We start from the raw sequence: 14646 nt of genomic DNA on the forward strand, positions 1-14646 counted from the left end.
ATGCGATGGCCGATTTTTGTTCCCGGCATTCAGCGGGTCACCTGGATGGGATCCAGCGACGGAGGGAAGGGCGGGCGCACCGCAGCGAGCGTGCCGACCAATGAGGGCGGCGAGTCGACCAATGCGAGAAAGTCGTTCCTGGGCACGAACAGCGATGTGTCGCCGACGGCATGCACGAGAGACCAGATCTCGGACGGCTGCATCGTACGCAGGCGCTCGGCCTGGGTGGCGTGCAGATGGAATTTGCGGCAGGTCTCCACCAGGTCTCGCTGCGCACCCACGAGGATCACGTGGAGCAATTGCAGGTTGGTGGATTGCACATCGGACAGATGCAGGTGGCGCATGATCGGTTCCTCATATCCCGGTTGTGTGGTTCAACGATGTTTCACGACGTCCTCGGAGCGAGTTGATGGGGGCTTTTGGGGATACAGCATATGCTGCGCTTTGCGCGAAATCCCGCATCCCAAGCTGCGCGCGGAGAGTCCGCAGGACTTGCCACCGACAAATGGCAGCTTTGGAGATTGATTTCGCATTCGCGCACATCCGGTAACAAAAGTAGCAGTACAACACGCGATTTGCGATCGGCAAGGAGACAAGCGTGACACCCATAACCAGTGCAGCGCGCTGCCCCACGAGGCGCGCGCCTACCCCGCGAATGAAAGGGCTTGAAGGTGGCCTGCGTGCCAGGGCTGGGCACATAGGCCGCGAAGCCGCAGAGGTCGATCTCGACCTCGTTCCTGGTGTGCGTGATCGTCTGCATGCCAGACTGGTCGCCATGGGCATACCCGCCACGAAGGAGGTGTCCTATGTGGCCGGCATCACGCAGCGAGCCGCGCAAAGCGTGCGCCGCTGGTTTGATGCACGCGAGCCCGGGTTACCGGACCTCGAATCCTTTGCTCGGCTGTGCATCGGCCTGGGGTGCAGCGCGGACGAGATCATTGGGGCCCTTCATCGCGAAGGGCACGATCCGGCTCGCTGCGCTCACATGGTCCAGATGGCCAACTGCATTCGCGCGATCACCGATTCGCTGGCCCGCAGGGGCGAACTGGGAATTCCGGTCCGTGTGCCTGGCGACGAAATGGCACCACGCCTGAAGGCCGGGGACATCGTGTTCGTGAAAACGGCCATCACTCGTATCGAAGGCAATGGCATCTACGCATTCACCCGCGACGACGAACTTCTTATCCGCCGCGTGGAGCAGCGAATTGACAAGAGCATCGTGCTTCAGTGCGACAACAAGGCCTATCGGGATCATGAATGGAAAGGGGCCGCAGCAGCTGCGCGTTCCGGCGTCAAGCTGCTTGGCAAAGTCCATGGCGGGATCAGCGTGCAGGTGTTCTGAAGGAAGCCATTCTGTGCCAATGGCGGGCTGCAGGAGGGATTGACCCTCCTGCAGCCGCGACACGTTTCTCAGGCGGCTTCGGCCAGCGGCTTCCACTCGGATGCCGACAACTCGATGAGCTTGCCGCCCAGGACCTCGAACTCTGTGGCCCGGTCGTAGTCCTCGACTTCCTGGCTGAAATGCGTGACCGCGTTCACCAGGCCGTAGCCCGACAGATCACCCCCAGCCACCAGGTGGCGCAGCACCCCTGACCGTTCCGCTTCGTTGAGCGTATAGCGCTGGGCCAGCACCTCCACGCTGTGCACCGGGTCGCCGACGAGCTTGATGCCCATGGTCCTTTGCATCTTGGCCGCAGCTTGACGGAACGTCACTTCCGACACCGCTGCCTGCACGACGTCGCGGACCTTGAGGAAGAACGCTTTGTCGTCGGCCTGCAGGGTGTCGTCCTGGTAGACCGTCACGCCTTCTTCGTCCTGTGCGAGCGAACGGCCGACGTGCGTCTTGCGCAGGGCGCGGTCGGCGACGATGAGGCCGTTGCGGCACACCAGGCGGTAAAGCAGCGGCTGCACAGACAGCGTGCCCTGGCCCACCTCGGAATTCGAGATAGCGATGCCTGCCTGCACGATGTCGCCGGGCGCCATCTCGAACTTCAGCTGCGGCGTGACGCACTTGATATACATGCGCGTCTCGGTCAGCTCCACGGACTCGAACCGGAGTTCGGGCAAGCCCTTGAGGATGGGCAGGACATGCACGGCCAGATCATAGTTGTCCAGGCGCCGGTAGCGGTCGGACAGCACGGCACGTACCTGTCCGTCGAGGGTGCGCAGCAAGCGCCGGTCGGGCTCGCTTTGCAGCCAGGTGTTGACGTTGCGGTCCAGCAGTGCCGGCTGGTTCTCGCGCATGCGCTCGAAATAGGCATACGGAATGTTCAGCTTGTCGGCGAGCTGCCGGCGCGCGAGCGGCGTCACGCCATAGGCTGCCGGTCCGCTTGCCTCCTCGACTACGAGGGTCGTTCCGCCGCCTTCGCTGGTGCTGTGGCGCACCAGTGGCGAGGACACTACCAGATCTTTCTTGGTGTCGAGCTGGCGCTCCAACTCCTGGGCCAGATTCAACAGGGTACGTCCGCTTCTCATGACAATCTCCTTCGGAGAGAAAGAAGCGGGGACGGCAGAGCCCCGGCGGGGATGCGCATCCCCGCATGGGCTGATGAAGGACCGGCGTGAGCCGGCCCGCGATCGCGCAATCTGGTTGCGCGCAGAACTCCCAGGCTGCCTTCGCCGCGTGAACGGCCTGGTCTGGCAGCGACCAGGGGAGACACCTTTTCAGCGCAGACGCGCGGGAGGCGAATCTGCGTTGAAAAGGCGGGATGGGCGAGATGCCCATCCCAGCAAGGGTCACGCGGCCTGCAACAGCAGGGCTTCCTGCCGCTGCCGCCAGACGTCGGCCCAGTCGGAGCCGATGCGCCGGGGCAGATGCGGGCGCACTTCGCGGCGACCGCGGTGACAGGGCTCCCTCATGAGTCGGCGGGCGAGCGCGTAGGTGCTGGCTTGGCCGGTGAAGTCGCCGTCGGCATCGTTGTCGCCGTAGATGCCCACGCTGACGACTGTCTCGGGGATCCAGATCTTTTCGAGGTTGCCTGCGCTGAGTGCGCACCACACGGGCCTGCCGGTCGCCAGGAACACCGCGATGCCGGTCTCGATGCCTTCGCAGACCGCGAGGTCGTCGGTCGCTTCGGCCAGCCGCACGGCGGCACCAGCAAAGCCACTGCTCAGCACCTTCTTTGCATCTGGCGCATCGAGCTTTCGGCCATCGCGCAGGTAGGTGCGGTGCAGCGTCACCGCGCCTTGCGCGTCCTGCACGCTGGCCAGCATGGCGGGGTATTCGGCGACCTTGCGGGACTTGGCAGCGCCCTCCTTCTGGTAGTAGCCCAGCGCGGGGTGGAAACGCAGCGAGGGCGGATAGGTACGGAGCGCGAGTCCTCGGCCACGCAGGTAGCGGTCCACCTCGTCGCCGAGGGTGATGGGGCGCGCCTCGTTCCAGATGCGCTGCGCAAGCTTCTTCATCCGGTCCGGCGTCGGCTCATCGGCCGGCCTGGCCGGAGGCAGAACCCCCAGCAGTTTCTCGACGGCGCACAGCGCGGTGTGGAAGTCCATTCCCTTGCAGGCCTGCAGCAGCTTGAAGCCGCCGCCTGGACCGCACTTGCGGCAGTGGTAGTTCCCTTCGCCGAATTTGTCGGTGTACTGGAACCGGTCCTCTCCGTCGCGGCACACGGGGCAGGCCATGGGCTTGCGTTTGAGCATGCGCTCGTGGATCCCCATGGCACCGAGAATCTCGGTCCAGCGCCCGTGCGCGCGACGTTTGACGGCGTCCACGCGAGCGGTGTATTCAGCGTTCAGCATGGCGGTCTCCCTCCTGCTTCCGCTTTTCGGCGTGGTGGCCGGCCGTGATGGGGCGCGCGCCTGCCTGCCGGGTGTTCTTCACCAGGTCGGTGACCGGCGTGGGCCGGTCGGCGAAGGCACCGCGCTCAGGGCGCAGGATGCCTTCTTGCTTGATGCGTATTTGGATCTTCATGGAGATCTCCTGTGAGGCCAAGGCTCCGTCCCCAGCGGGATGACCCGCTGGCGAGTAGCGAAAATCAGGCGCTGCCGTCGATGTCGAGGGACACCGATGCAGTGAACAGCTGGCCGCAGGCCAGTGCCTGGGCCAGGCCGTGCTGCTCGAAACTCGGGGAAGCAGGTGCCGACTGTCCAGGATGTCGCCGTGCACGTCCAGGCGCTCGACCTTGAATCCCAGCGGGTGCCAGTGCACGCGGTAGATCAGCCGGTCGGCACCGGCAATGACGAAGGCCCTGCCGGCCTGGCCGGTCACGACTTCGCTTTCCTTGACGAGGTATTCGATGTCGTCCAGCGCCCTGACGGGAAGCAAGGCCTCCGACGGGTTCGGGTGGCGTGCGGCATAGTGCATGGTTCGACCCTTCATTCGTTGTCCGGCCCACAGGCCGGGCGAGAAATCGCCGCCGTGGTGCCGAGGCGAACAGTCCGTGCGTCGGCCGCAAGCGGCGGTGTTCCTTCCGCTGCCACGCCCGCGGGCGCAGAGCAGTGAGACGGCGTGTCCTCGCGCATGGCTTCTTCCATCGCGATGGCATCCTGGTAGTCCAGATGGCCGGCGAACCCGTAGGCCACGAAGATCGCCAGGAGGCAGAAAACGTCCTTCCATTCGGTCATGGTGGACTCCTTTCAAGTTGCAGGGTGGGGCGGGGCGCGCCCCACGGATTGGGGTTTCAGGCCGGAGCAGTCAGGCGAAAAGATCGCCCTCGAGGGCAGTGCGCCGGATCGCTTCGTTGATCCACTGGGGGTTGCGGGCCAGACGGGACTCGATCCATTCGGGGTGGTCCACGATGGCCTCACGCACCCAGCTCGGGTAGCGCATCAGGGTTTGGCGCAGCCAGCTGCGCATGGCACAGCGGATGACGTCCCGGACTTCCTCGACGTCGACCAAGCCGCAATACGGCAGGGGCGACAAAGGGCTGCAGCCCACCACGCGAAGGCAGGAGACGAAACTGAATGGCTTGCGATCCTTCTCGCGCTCGGTGAACACCCAGCGCAGCGTGTCGAACTTATCTTCGAGCGGTGTCTCGGGATCTGCCAGTCGGCCGATCTCCTTGAGCAGCCGCCAGTGCAGCAGCACGATGTCTTCCTCGCTCCATTCGACGGGGGACCTGTCGTCGGGGTCATCGAGCATTGCCGCGGCAGTTGCGAGTGGAACGACGTGCGCATTTCCAGCCTGCAGCCGTTCGAGCAGGACCTGGAAGGCCGTCCGCTCGGCGTGCATGCCTTCGGACAGGATTCCCATCGGCGGGCAAGTACGGATCTCGGATGAGATGCTGGGGCTCAGCATGGTTGGCTCCTTGGGATGACGGCAGGAGCCAACGCACCGATCTAGGGGCTGTTAGCCCCCAGGGGGTGGATGAATGAACGGATCCGTGTGGCGGATCAGGGATTCCAAGGCTGGCTTGGACACGGCGCGATGCGCCGTGGGACCGGTGCGCCAGCGACCGGCAGGGAGAAAGCTTTCGGCGCCAGGCCGAGGGCGTGACTGCCCCCAGGCTGGCCTCGAAAGCCGCCGACCGGAAGCATTGGTTAGAGACAGCGATCCAGAGCGTGTCGCGCTCAGACCGTGCCGGCGGAACTCCAGGGCTTGCCAGGGGGTGCAGGGCCAGCTACTGCATGCCTCCCACGGTAGGGGCCGAACCCTTATGCGTCAATGCCCGAAGCGCCATCCGCCCACCCCGATGCCGAAAGCAGCCCGACTTCGTGGCCGTTTCGCGTGGCGATGCGCCAAGGTCTTGCCGATCATTTCTCCGAAGCTCGTTGCACCAGGAGAAGATGACTATGGCCGACCTCGATTTCGTCAAGCACGACCAGGGGGGTGTCAATGCCCGCATCCTTGCCCGAGAAACCAAGGCCGACTTCCGGCGAGTGGAGGCCGCGAGCCTGAAAATCAAGGCCAGCTTTGCGAGCGCCGAGGGGAAGCGCCTGTTCATCCGGTACTTCAATACCTTTCAACTGGGCATCCATTTCATCTCGGTGATCTCACGAACCCGGCTCAATCATGAAGACGTCGCGAAGGTCGAGACGCTCATCCGAGAACAGGTGGACAAGGTTGCCGAGCAACTGAACCAAGCTATTGACGGGGCCGAGGCTCTGTTTAAAGCCAACGGCATCACGAGCGTCGCTACCTATGACACGGTTGCCCTGGAACTGGAGGTGGGCGTGCTGTCCTCCAGCAGTCGCAGGTATCTTGAGATCCTGGGCAAGTTGGATCAATTGATGCCTTTGCTGCAGACCCTGGAAATCCATGAGGTCATCACAGCGCAGGCAGTCGACATCGAGCGGGCTGCGCTCAAACGCAGGGTGCGCGACGTCGCGAACGGTGCCCGAAATCTGGCGTCGCGGTTGCGGCGCGAGATGAATGCACTAGATAGTCGTCGCCCAGCCAGCGACATGGAAATGATGGCAGATGCACAAGAGCCTAGCGGTGGAGCAGGACAGGGTGACGTCGGCAGCCTGACTGAGTTTCCAAGGGAACACGAGGGTCTTGCCGGGGCTGGCGCTGCTACTGGGAGGTTGGAAGACCCAAAGCGCGATGAGCTCACAGCGGATCCCCAGTAGAGAGAAGGCATCGCCATGCACAAACGGAAGCGCTTGCGAGGGTTTTTCTCCGCACTGCTCATACTAGGGCGCCAGCAAGCACGTGAAGCTTGTAGAGTAGACGGCAGCAATGGAGATGCTCATCGGGCCTTCCATTGCCCGCCCAGCAAGATGGGCACGTCGCAGTCGTCACCTGCCTGCTGACAGCCTTGGGAGGCTTCCTGAAGTGTGCTGGCGATTCGTGCATGCGCGCGCGTCGTCCCACGTCTCCCCCTCTTTGCCCGACCGGACCGTCGGCAAAGATGCGTAAGTCCTGCGTTCCTTGGCAGCGGAACCCTTTCGACCAACACCGCTGCGACAGAGCTGGTTATCCCTCAGATCTCGGACATAGATCCGGGAAAGGAATGATCATGCAAGACACTTCTTCGCTTAAGCCCGTGCGCTCCGGCCAGTACACCGATCTCATGACGCTACCCCACACTGGCTTTGTGCGCCAGAGCCTGCTGCTCAGATTCGTACCATTTTCCAAATCAACGCTCTGGAGGCGGGTGAAGGCGGGTCTGTTCCCTGCGCCTGTCCGGATTTCCGTCGGCATAACGGCATGGCGGGCAGAAGATGTCCGTCACTGGATCGCGGAGCAGAAATAGCCGCGTATTGATAGCTTGGTAGGCAAGAGGTACATCCCCATTCTCCTGCAAGGTAAGTAGGGGAGGCGGGGCGATACAGCCTCGAATCTATTGCATGAAGGGGCGGAGTAAGACTTGGATCGCTGGCGGTGCAGGGCGAGCGCGAGGTGGAGCCAATCCTGAGAGCCTGCGCAAGATTTTGTTTGCAGCGCGAAGTAGAGGGAGAGATCGCTGAGCACACAGTCGGTTGCGTGTCAGCGTGCAAGCGGTCTGTCCGCCTCTGAGAGGAAGTCGGATGATTTCCTTGAAGAATTCCGAGAAAATTCCATATTTGCCAAACTCACGTGCAGGCCCTGCACCCGATCGAAGGCCCCATCGGCGACGAAACGCATGATGTCCCAGCTGCCGCGCAGGGCCGTCCAGCCCCCCGCCGTCCTCGTCGAACGCTAGTCCGTTGACGCGGCCTGAGCCCTTGGCCACCTTCCCCGACAATTAGCTCCGCGCCTGATGAATCCACCCATGCAAATCGTCCACACCATCTCTGACCTGCGCGACGCCCTGGCGGGTCGCGGCCGTCCCGCCTTCGTGCCCACCATGGGCAACTTGCACGACGGCCACTTGGCCCTGGTGCGCCAAGCCAAGCCGTTGGGCAGCGTCATGGTGGTCAGCATTTTTGTCAACAGGCTGCAGTTCCTGCCGCACGAGGACTTCGACAGCTACCCGCGAACGCTGGAAATAGACGCTGGCAAGCTGCACGCCGAGGGCTGCGACGTGCTGTTCGCGCCTGCCGAAAAAGACTTATACCCGCAGCCGCAAACCTTCAAAGTGCAGCCCGATCCGCGACTGGCTGACATCCTGGAGGGACACTTCCGTCCAGGCTTCTTCACCGGCGTGTGCACGGTAGTGATGAAACTGCTGGCCTGCGTGTTCAGCGGCGGCCCGGGCACGGCCGTGTTTGGGCGCAAGGACTACCAGCAGGTCCTGGTGATCCGCCGCATGGTGGAGCAGTTCGCGCTGCCCATCGACATCGTGACCGGCGACACCTGCCGCGCCGGCGACGGTCTGGCGCTGAGTTCGCGCAACGGCTATCTGGACGACGCAGAACGTGCCCAGGCCGTGCAACTGAGCCAGGCGCTACGCGCGCTGGCCGATGCGGCGCTGCAGCTAGGCGCCAGCCTGCCCGCGCTGGAGGCCCAGGCGGTGGAGCGCCTGCGCAAGCAGGGCTGGCAGCCCGACTACCTAACCGTGCGCCAGCGCGCTGACTTGCTGCCGCCTGCAGAGGCTCCGCAGCCGGGCCAACTCGTGGTTCTGGGCGCGGCGCGCCTGGGCGGCACGCGGCTGATCGACAACTTGGAATTCTGAGCACTGCACCCCGGCCCGTCCTACTCGCGGTTCATACCTTTCCAGTTTGGAAAAGGACAGTTTTATGGAGCCGCACAGGGGGCGGCTGTGCACACGAACATGAGCAATCAACATACGATGGATACGCCGTGACCCTCAAGATCCGCAACGAAACAGCATCCGATGTAGCGGCCATCGAGGCCGTCACGATAGCGGCGTTCCATGATGCCGAGCACACCAGCCACACTGAGCACTTCATTGTGAACGCGCTGCGTCATGCGGGGCAACTCACGCTGTCGCTGGTGGCTGACGTCGATGGAGCGGTGGTCGGCCATGTGGCGATCTCGCCGATACGGCTCTCCATTGGCCCTGCGGATTGGTTCGGCCTGGGGCCGTTGTCGGTCTTGCCGCAGCGGCAGAGGCAGGGGATCGGCGTGCAACTCATGAACCATGCCATAGCGCAACTGCGTTCGATGGGCGCGTCGGGCTGCGTGCTCCTGGGAGATCCGCACTACTACCAACGCTTTGGTTTCAAGGCCGAGAGCGCACTGGTGCTGCCCGATGTGCCGCCTGAGTACTTTTTGGCCATTGCCTTCGAAGGGGCAATTCCGGCGGCTGTGGTGGCCTACCACGATGCATTCAACTTAAAAGCCGCAGAAATGTGCCGCTGAGTCAGCACGGGCGCGGCCTTGAGCTGATTCGGCACACTCACCCTACGGATGAAGCAAAACGTAAGGTGCTGACAACGCGCGGGTCAATTGCCGAGACCCCACAGATGTAGGCGGTGGATACGCTGGGTGGGCGCGTGCGCGTCCAACGGAAGGGAAGCGGGGAGGCCACGCCGCAGGAGCTGCCGCGCGCCATCCATTCAGGGGAGGGAATCGCGCGCGGGCGGCGCAGGCAGCTCACAACTTGTTAGCGTTTCATTGCATGGAGGCTTCGTTTCCCGCACTCTTGAGGCTTACCCAGAGTCAACAACGCCAACAAATGCTCGACGTTTGCGACTGATCAACGGTATTCAGAATGAATCTCCCGTGAGTGCCAGATGAGCCTTCCCGGTGATAGCAGAGTGCATTCATGGGACGGGTCGCCGTGCCTCTAGCGATTGCGCTGCAGGGGCTGAAAATCGGCAGCCGTCGTGACCTCCCGGATGATGGAAGCGAGCGTGGCCTGGGCGGGGTCCACGGGTGCCCCCTTCAGCCGTACGAGACCAGGCGTGCGCATCGGCGTGGGGCTTTCAAGAGCAATGATCTTGAACCCACTGTCTCCCTGGACTGCATGGCGCGACACAATAGTTGCCAGATGACTCTGGCGTACCGTGCCGAGCATGGCTGTGATGGAGTCAGACTCAGCGCGCACAATGGGCGTCGCCCCCGCTGCAGCAAATGCCTCTTCAATCATGCGCCGCGTGGTGTAGCGCGATGATGGGAGGATCATCTCGCGCCGGTGCAACTCCACCATCCTCATGCGCTTGCGGCTGGCCAGGGGATGTTTCGCGCCCACCAGCAGCACCAGTTCTTCGTTGCACAACGGCTCGAAGCTGAGCTTGGGCTCATCGCCGGGGTGGTAGGAGATGGCGATGTCGAACTCGCGTTGCAAGACCTTGCGCGAGATGCTGGCGGCCGTATCTTCTTCCACCGTCAGCCGCACGGCCGGGTGCCGTGCAGTGAATGCTGTGATGGCGCGTGGAATCACATGGATGTCGAACGTCGGCGTCGTGCCCACGCGCAGTTGGCCGGTGAGTTCGGGCGAGGCCGGGCTCAGCAACGCTATGGCGATGTCCAGTTCTCCCAGCGCGTGCACCGCACGCGGCAGGAACAGCTCGCCCGCTGCGGTGAGGGCCACGCTGCGCTTCGTTCGCTGGAAGAGAGCCTGGCCCAGCTCCTCCTCGAGCTGGCGTATCTGGTGCGACAGCGTCGACTGCGTCACGTGCACTTGCGCGGCAGCGTGGGTGAAGTTCAGCCGCTCTGCCAGGGCGATGAAGTACCGCAGGTGTCTCAGTTCCATGGCCATCCCCAAATAATCGACAGCATCAATCATAGTCAGCGAAATAAGTCATTTGCCCGATTGCTCCGTGCGACCAAGAATGCGGCACGCCCACCGTTGCGGCGTCTGGAGACATCGACATGAAGATTGGCAAGCAGGAGCCGTTCAGCACCATCGCAACATCGGACGCAGACTCCATCACCATCCGCGGCAAGGATCTGTGCAGCGAGCTCATCGGCAAATTGAACTTTGCCGATTTCTATTTTTTCCTGCTGACCGGCGAGATGCCTACGCCGCAGCAAAGCTTCTTCGTCAACGCGACCCTTGTCACCATTGCCGAGCATGGACTGACGCCCACGGTCCAGGCTGCGCGCATGACCTACGACGCCGATCCAGCCGCCCTCCAGGGTGCTGTGGCTGCAGGCATTCTTGGCGCCGGCTCCGTGGTCATGGGCACATCCGAACTGTGCGGGCGTTTCCTGCACGAGATCATCACATTGGCCGAGACTGACAGTCGGCCGCTGAAAGACGCGGCGCTCGAGAAGGTCACGCAGTTACGCGAGGCCAGAAAGACCGTGCCGGGCTACGGCCACCCACTGCACACGCAGGGCGACCCGCGCACGCACCGGCTGCTGGCCCTCGCCAGGGAGCAAGGTGTGACGGGCAGATACATCGAGGCTCTGTGCACCTTCGAGCAACTGCTGCCCCAAGTCTATGGCCGTCCGCTGTTGGCCAATGCTTCCGGGTCGATCCCTGCTGTGCTGCTGGATGTAGGGTTTCCCGTCGGAGCGTTGAAGGGCATTCCCATCCTGGCGCGCACTGCCGGTCTGTTGGGCCACTTGCACGAGGAAGCCACGCGGCCTATCGGGTTCTACATGTACAACGTGGCAGACGAAAGCATCACCTATGACGGGCCGCCGCCCAGATCCCTACGGAAGGATCTGGCATGAGCGGGGTGCTGCACGGCTTGCGCGTGATCGAGATGGGGACTTTCATCACTGGCCCGGCTGCCGGAGTGCTGCTGGCCGACCAGGGGGCCGACGTTGTGAAGGTCGAGAAACCCGGCACAGGAGACCCGTTTCGGATGTCGGCAGACGGAAGCTTGTACGACACCAACTTCCAGGCCTTTAACCGCAATAAACGCAGCCTCGCGCTCGACACTGTCGATCCACAGGATCTTGCCGTGTTCGACGCATTGATTGCCGATGCAGACGTGTTCATTCAGAACTTTCGTCCAGGTGCGGCAGAGAAACTCAATGTGGGTGCGGAACGGCTGCGATTCATCAATCCACGATTGGTGTATTGCGCCATCAGCGGCTTCGGGCCTGACGGTCCAGGCGCCAACCAGCCTTGCTATGACACAGTGGCGCAGGCCGCCAGCGGCTATTTGGACCTGACGCTCAATCCCGGCAACCCGCGCGTGTGCGGTCCTGCGGTGGCCGATTCGATCACGGGGATGTACGCGGCCTACGGAATCCTGGGCGCGCTGCATGAGCGGCAACGCACTGGCCGGGGACGGCTGGTGGAGGTGGCCATGGTGGGTGCGATGGCGCATTTCAACATCGACGCCTTCACGCACTACTACGGTGACGGCGAGCTGATGACTCCATACAGTCGGCCGGGTGCGTCGCAGGCACACGTGCTCACCTGCAAGGATGGCAAGCGCGTGGCGCTGCACATGTCCTCACCGCTCAAGTTCTGGGAGAACCTGGTGCGCGCCACCGGCCATATGGAGCTGCTGGACGATCCGCGCTTCAAGCAGCGCGGCGAGCGCATACGTAATCACGGCGAAGTAATTCGCGTGCTGGATGGCTACTTCAAGGAGTACGACCGATCCGAGTGGTGCATCCGTCTGAAGGAACATGACGTGCCACATTCGCCGGTCTACGACGCGAGTGAGGCACTCAATGATCCGCAGGCGCTGCACATGCAGCTCAGGCAGGCCGCAGAACGACCTGGACGCGGGATCTTTACAGCCGTGAGAAATCCGGTGATCTACGACCGCTCGCCGCCCGCGAGACTCGTACCGCCGCCGGAGCTGGACGAGCATCGCAGCGAGTTGCTCGCGGGGCTCAAGTACTAGTCAAACAACAAAGGAGACAACATGTTCACGTACACCCATCGACTTCTTGCACGGGCGGCCATCACGCTGGCCTGCGGCCTCGCAGCCGTCCTTTCCGCCACCCAGGCACTGGCACAAGACTATCCAAACAAGCCTCTAAAGCTCATCGTGCCTGCGGGTGCTGGTACGTCCACCGACATCGTGGCACGCCTGATGGGCGAAGGTCTCGCGCGTGAGCTTGGTCAGCCCGTGGTGGTGGAGAACAAGACTGGAGCTAGCGGCAACATCGCGCACGAGTTGGTCGCGAAGTCACCTGCGGACGGCTACACCTTGATCCTGACCAACACTGGGCAGTTCTCCATCAACAAGGCCCTCTACAAGAAGATTAATTTCGATCCCATCAAGGACTTCACGCCCCTGACCATGATTGGCTACACGCCCACCTTGCTGCTGGTGCGGGCCAACGCCCCGTGGCACAGCGTGGCTGAACTGGTGCAATACGCCAAGGACAACCCCGACAAGGTGACCTACGCATCCGCAGGCAACGGCACCACCGGTCACTTGGCGGGAGAACTCGTCAAGGCCATGAGCAATACGAAGATGGTCCATGTGCCATATAAGGAGGGAGCACAGGCCGTCACGTCAGTTATCGGGGGGCAGACCGATTTCATGTTCTACCACCCGGCCGTGGCGATGCCGCAGATTCAAGCTGGCAAGCTGCGCGCGCTGGGTTTGAGTAGCGTTGCCAAATCACCGGCGGCGCCAGGCGTGAAGCCGCTGGACGAGCAAGGCTTTCCAGGATTCGACTTGACCGGATGGTGGGCCGTTGCCGGTCCGGCCAGCCTGCCACCTGCGGTCATGCAAAAGCTGGTGCAAGCTGGCGACAAAGTCGTCAAGTCGGGAGATTTCCAGACCAGGCTTGCAGCGGTGGGCATTGACCCTCTGGTCATGACACAGCCGGAGTTCGCGCGCTTCGCGGCAAGCGAACTCGAGAAGTGGGGCGGTGTCGTCAGGCTTTCGGGTGCCCAGGTCGATTGACCGCGAGAGCGGCGCGGCCTGATGCGTGCGCGCTCTGATGCGGAGCAGTGCAAGGGCATCGCCCCCCCGGGGCAACGTTGCTGCCCTATGTTGCTGACCGCATTGCGCTGCTCATCGGCCCCGTGCCACCCAGTGGGCAGTTTGTGGGCTCGGGGTCACTGCTGCTTTTGGGTTCAGTACGACGCAGCAGTCATCTCTGAAAGAGATGACTGCTGAATGAACGAAGCGGCCCGATTGTCAGTTTTCAGGCAACCCTACGATCCTGAAAAAGAGCTGCTGCAGGCGCTCGACAACTTGCATGCGGCTGGCGCTTGTTTCGCCAGTCAAGGCGTCACCGACAACACCACGGAGCCCTCCAAGCAGAAAGTCGGCGGTGACTCCTGGATCGACGACGAACCAGGCACCCGCTTCTGTGCCAGCCCCGAGCAATTCCTCGAGATGCTTGCCGATCGCGTTTGGCCTTTTGTCCGGAATGTGCGGGAGAGCATCGAAAAACATGCTAACCAACGGCCCATCGTCAAGAAATCCCGTTGCGGCAGCCTTGACCCAAGCTCCGAGCTTGCCGCCCCAATCTGTTCCAGGCCATTGCCCAGTCGCCCGATCCAGGTTGCCCACATGCAGGGCATGGAACCGCTCGGCCAATGCGATATGGATGTCTTCCTTGGATGAGAAGTACAGGTAGAACGAGCCCTTCGCCACTTTCGCGCTATCAGTGATCTCCCTGATCACGGTAGCGCCCACCCCCTTCTTCAGGAACAACGCCTGGGCGGCATTCATGAGTTCTTCTCGCCGTGCTTCCGGCGGTTTCGTTCGTGGACGTGGCTGAGCTTCTATCTGCATCAAAGGGTGCGTTTCGTGGACCGGCGACCGCAGCGGACTCCATCCCTGATGCTCGACGCTGGATAGCGGCTTCGCCGCCACGCTGGATGCCGACTGCACCGCCTCCATCGGTCTTATTTTAGACGCTATGGATAAATTTGTTCAAATTAGGTGAAAACCCGGAATCGGGAAGAAAATTCTAAATGCAGAATCGCAGGCAGCATACAGAATGAAGGCGAGCTGCGCTGGCCAGCCCTGACACCTCAGGGGGACGCATGGGAG

At 62.6% G+C, this 14646-nt stretch carries 16 protein-coding genes; 8 read left to right on the top strand and 8 right to left on the bottom strand.

The features are described 5' to 3' along the window. Positions 1-29: 29 nt before the first annotated feature. Complete coding sequence (locus tag QZ709_RS00580; RefSeq protein WP_016448288.1) at positions 30-344, bottom strand: hypothetical protein; 315 nt, start codon at positions 342-344, stop codon at positions 30-32. A gap of 311 nt (positions 345-655) precedes the next feature. Between QZ709_RS00580 and QZ709_RS00585 the strand changes: the two genes are divergently transcribed. Next, the gene (locus QZ709_RS00585) at positions 656-1342 is read left to right on the top strand and encodes a S24 family peptidase (RefSeq protein ID WP_227468464.1); all 687 of its coding nucleotides are present in this window, start codon (positions 656-658) and stop codon (positions 1340-1342) included. A gap of 68 nt (positions 1343-1410) precedes the next feature. Here QZ709_RS00585 and QZ709_RS00590 read toward each other — a convergent pair whose 3' ends face one another. The 5 genes from QZ709_RS00590 to QZ709_RS00610 form a co-directional block, all read right to left on the bottom strand. Beyond that, a complete protein-coding gene (locus tag QZ709_RS00590) occupies positions 1411-2475 on the bottom strand; it encodes a DUF932 domain-containing protein (RefSeq protein WP_013722335.1) in 1065 nt (354 codons plus the stop codon). 261 nt (positions 2476-2736) lie between these two features. Next, positions 2737-3741 carry a toprim domain-containing protein gene (locus QZ709_RS00595; protein WP_013722334.1) on the bottom strand — a complete coding sequence of 335 codons (1005 nt, stop codon included), beginning with the start codon at positions 3739-3741 and terminating at the stop codon, positions 2737-2739. Then, positions 3728-4321: a hypothetical protein gene (locus QZ709_RS00600; RefSeq protein WP_238530019.1), complete on the bottom strand. Its 594-nt coding sequence runs from the start codon at positions 4319-4321 to the stop codon at positions 3728-3730. Before QZ709_RS00600 ends, QZ709_RS00595 begins: the two co-directional genes overlap by 14 nt. Continuing rightward, on the bottom strand, positions 4318-4566 hold the full coding sequence (locus QZ709_RS00605) for a hypothetical protein (protein WP_013722332.1): 249 nt from the start codon (positions 4564-4566) through the stop codon (positions 4318-4320). Before QZ709_RS00605 ends, QZ709_RS00600 begins: the two co-directional genes overlap by 4 nt. A gap of 70 nt (positions 4567-4636) precedes the next feature. Continuing rightward, positions 4637-5239 (bottom strand): hypothetical protein, encoded by a 603-nt coding sequence (locus tag QZ709_RS00610; RefSeq protein ID WP_013722331.1) that lies wholly within the window; start codon positions 5237-5239, stop codon positions 4637-4639. Positions 5240-5733: 494 nt separating this feature from the next. On the opposite strand from QZ709_RS00610, the gene QZ709_RS00615 reads away from it, so the two are divergent. The 4 genes from QZ709_RS00615 (at position 5734) to QZ709_RS00630 (ending at position 9130) form a co-directional block, all read left to right on the top strand. Then, the gene (locus tag QZ709_RS00615) at positions 5734-6513 is read left to right on the top strand and encodes a DUF1845 domain-containing protein (protein ID WP_294635474.1); all 780 of its coding nucleotides are present in this window, start codon (positions 5734-5736) and stop codon (positions 6511-6513) included. 443 nt (positions 6514-6956) lie between these two features. Further along, positions 6957-7139, top strand: a complete 183-nt coding sequence (locus QZ709_RS00620) for an AlpA family transcriptional regulator (protein WP_294635480.1) — start codon at positions 6957-6959, stop codon at positions 7137-7139. A 498-nt stretch (positions 7140-7637) separates the two neighbouring features. Next, positions 7638-8480 carry a pantoate--beta-alanine ligase gene (gene panC / locus QZ709_RS00625; RefSeq protein WP_207374473.1) on the top strand — a complete coding sequence of 281 codons (843 nt, stop codon included), beginning with the start codon at positions 7638-7640 and terminating at the stop codon, positions 8478-8480. A 128-nt stretch (positions 8481-8608) separates the two neighbouring features. Next, complete coding sequence (locus QZ709_RS00630) at positions 8609-9130, top strand: GNAT family N-acetyltransferase (RefSeq protein WP_207374474.1); 522 nt, start codon at positions 8609-8611, stop codon at positions 9128-9130. Positions 9131-9557: 427 nt separating this feature from the next. Here the strand turns inward: QZ709_RS00630 and QZ709_RS00635 are convergent, their stop codons facing one another. Then, complete coding sequence (locus QZ709_RS00635) at positions 9558-10499, bottom strand: LysR substrate-binding domain-containing protein (RefSeq protein WP_199865952.1); 942 nt, start codon at positions 10497-10499, stop codon at positions 9558-9560. Between the two features lie 86 nt (positions 10500-10585). On the opposite strand from QZ709_RS00635, the gene QZ709_RS00640 reads away from it, so the two are divergent. From QZ709_RS00640 to QZ709_RS00650, 3 genes are read left to right on the top strand one after another with little or no spacing between them, the layout of a single operon-like run. Further along, positions 10586-11395, top strand: coding sequence for a citryl-CoA lyase (locus tag QZ709_RS00640; RefSeq protein WP_207374475.1), 810 nt, complete (start codon positions 10586-10588; stop codon positions 11393-11395). Next, entirely contained in the window at positions 11392-12528 is a 1137-nt protein-coding gene (locus QZ709_RS00645; RefSeq protein ID WP_063460684.1) for a CoA transferase, read from the top strand. Before QZ709_RS00640 ends, QZ709_RS00645 begins: the two co-directional genes overlap by 4 nt. Before the next feature lie 21 nt (positions 12529-12549). Further along, the gene (locus QZ709_RS00650) at positions 12550-13545 is read left to right on the top strand and encodes a tripartite tricarboxylate transporter substrate binding protein (RefSeq protein ID WP_207374476.1); all 996 of its coding nucleotides are present in this window, start codon (positions 12550-12552) and stop codon (positions 13543-13545) included. 237 nt (positions 13546-13782) lie between these two features. On the opposite strand, the gene QZ709_RS00655 is transcribed toward QZ709_RS00650, so the two are convergent. Then, entirely contained in the window at positions 13783-14322 is a 540-nt protein-coding gene (locus tag QZ709_RS00655; protein WP_199865951.1) for a TetR/AcrR family transcriptional regulator, read from the bottom strand. Positions 14323-14646 lie beyond the last annotated feature (324 nt).

Source organism: uncultured Aquabacterium sp., from assembly GCF_913773725.1.
Lineage (GTDB): Bacteria > Pseudomonadota > Gammaproteobacteria > Burkholderiales > Burkholderiaceae_C > Aquabacterium.

What these genes read in the sequence shown, in the direction of transcription:
- QZ709_RS00580 (WP_016448288.1), bottom strand. Translation starts at nt 344, where the DNA reads ATGCGCCACCTGCATCTGTCCGATGTGCAATCCACCAACCTGCAATTG.
- QZ709_RS00585 (WP_227468464.1), top strand. Translation starts at nt 656, where the DNA reads ATGAAAGGGCTTGAAGGTGGCCTGCGTGCCAGGGCTGGGCACATAGGC.
- QZ709_RS00590 (WP_013722335.1), bottom strand. Translation starts at nt 2,475, where the DNA reads ATGAGAAGCGGACGTACCCTGTTGAATCTGGCCCAGGAGTTGGAGCGC.
- QZ709_RS00595 (WP_013722334.1), bottom strand. Translation starts at nt 3,741, where the DNA reads ATGCTGAACGCTGAATACACCGCTCGCGTGGACGCCGTCAAACGTCGC.
- QZ709_RS00600 (WP_238530019.1), bottom strand. Translation starts at nt 4,321, where the DNA reads ATGAAGGGTCGAACCATGCACTATGCCGCACGCCACCCGAACCCGTCG.
- QZ709_RS00605 (WP_013722332.1), bottom strand. Translation starts at nt 4,566, where the DNA reads ATGACCGAATGGAAGGACGTTTTCTGCCTCCTGGCGATCTTCGTGGCC.
- QZ709_RS00610 (WP_013722331.1), bottom strand. Translation starts at nt 5,239, where the DNA reads ATGCTGAGCCCCAGCATCTCATCCGAGATCCGTACTTGCCCGCCGATG.
- QZ709_RS00615 (WP_294635474.1), top strand. Translation starts at nt 5,734, where the DNA reads ATGGCCGACCTCGATTTCGTCAAGCACGACCAGGGGGGTGTCAATGCC.
- QZ709_RS00620 (WP_294635480.1), top strand. Translation starts at nt 6,957, where the DNA reads ATGACGCTACCCCACACTGGCTTTGTGCGCCAGAGCCTGCTGCTCAGA.
- panC (WP_207374473.1), top strand. Translation starts at nt 7,638, where the DNA reads ATGCAAATCGTCCACACCATCTCTGACCTGCGCGACGCCCTGGCGGGT.
- QZ709_RS00635 (WP_199865952.1), bottom strand. Translation starts at nt 10,499, where the DNA reads ATGATTGATGCTGTCGATTATTTGGGGATGGCCATGGAACTGAGACAC.
- QZ709_RS00640 (WP_207374475.1), top strand. Translation starts at nt 10,586, where the DNA reads ATGAAGATTGGCAAGCAGGAGCCGTTCAGCACCATCGCAACATCGGAC.
- QZ709_RS00645 (WP_063460684.1), top strand. Translation starts at nt 11,392, where the DNA reads ATGAGCGGGGTGCTGCACGGCTTGCGCGTGATCGAGATGGGGACTTTC.
- QZ709_RS00650 (WP_207374476.1), top strand. Translation starts at nt 12,550, where the DNA reads ATGTTCACGTACACCCATCGACTTCTTGCACGGGCGGCCATCACGCTG.
- QZ709_RS00655 (WP_199865951.1), bottom strand. Translation starts at nt 14,322, where the DNA reads ATGAATGCCGCCCAGGCGTTGTTCCTGAAGAAGGGGGTGGGCGCTACC.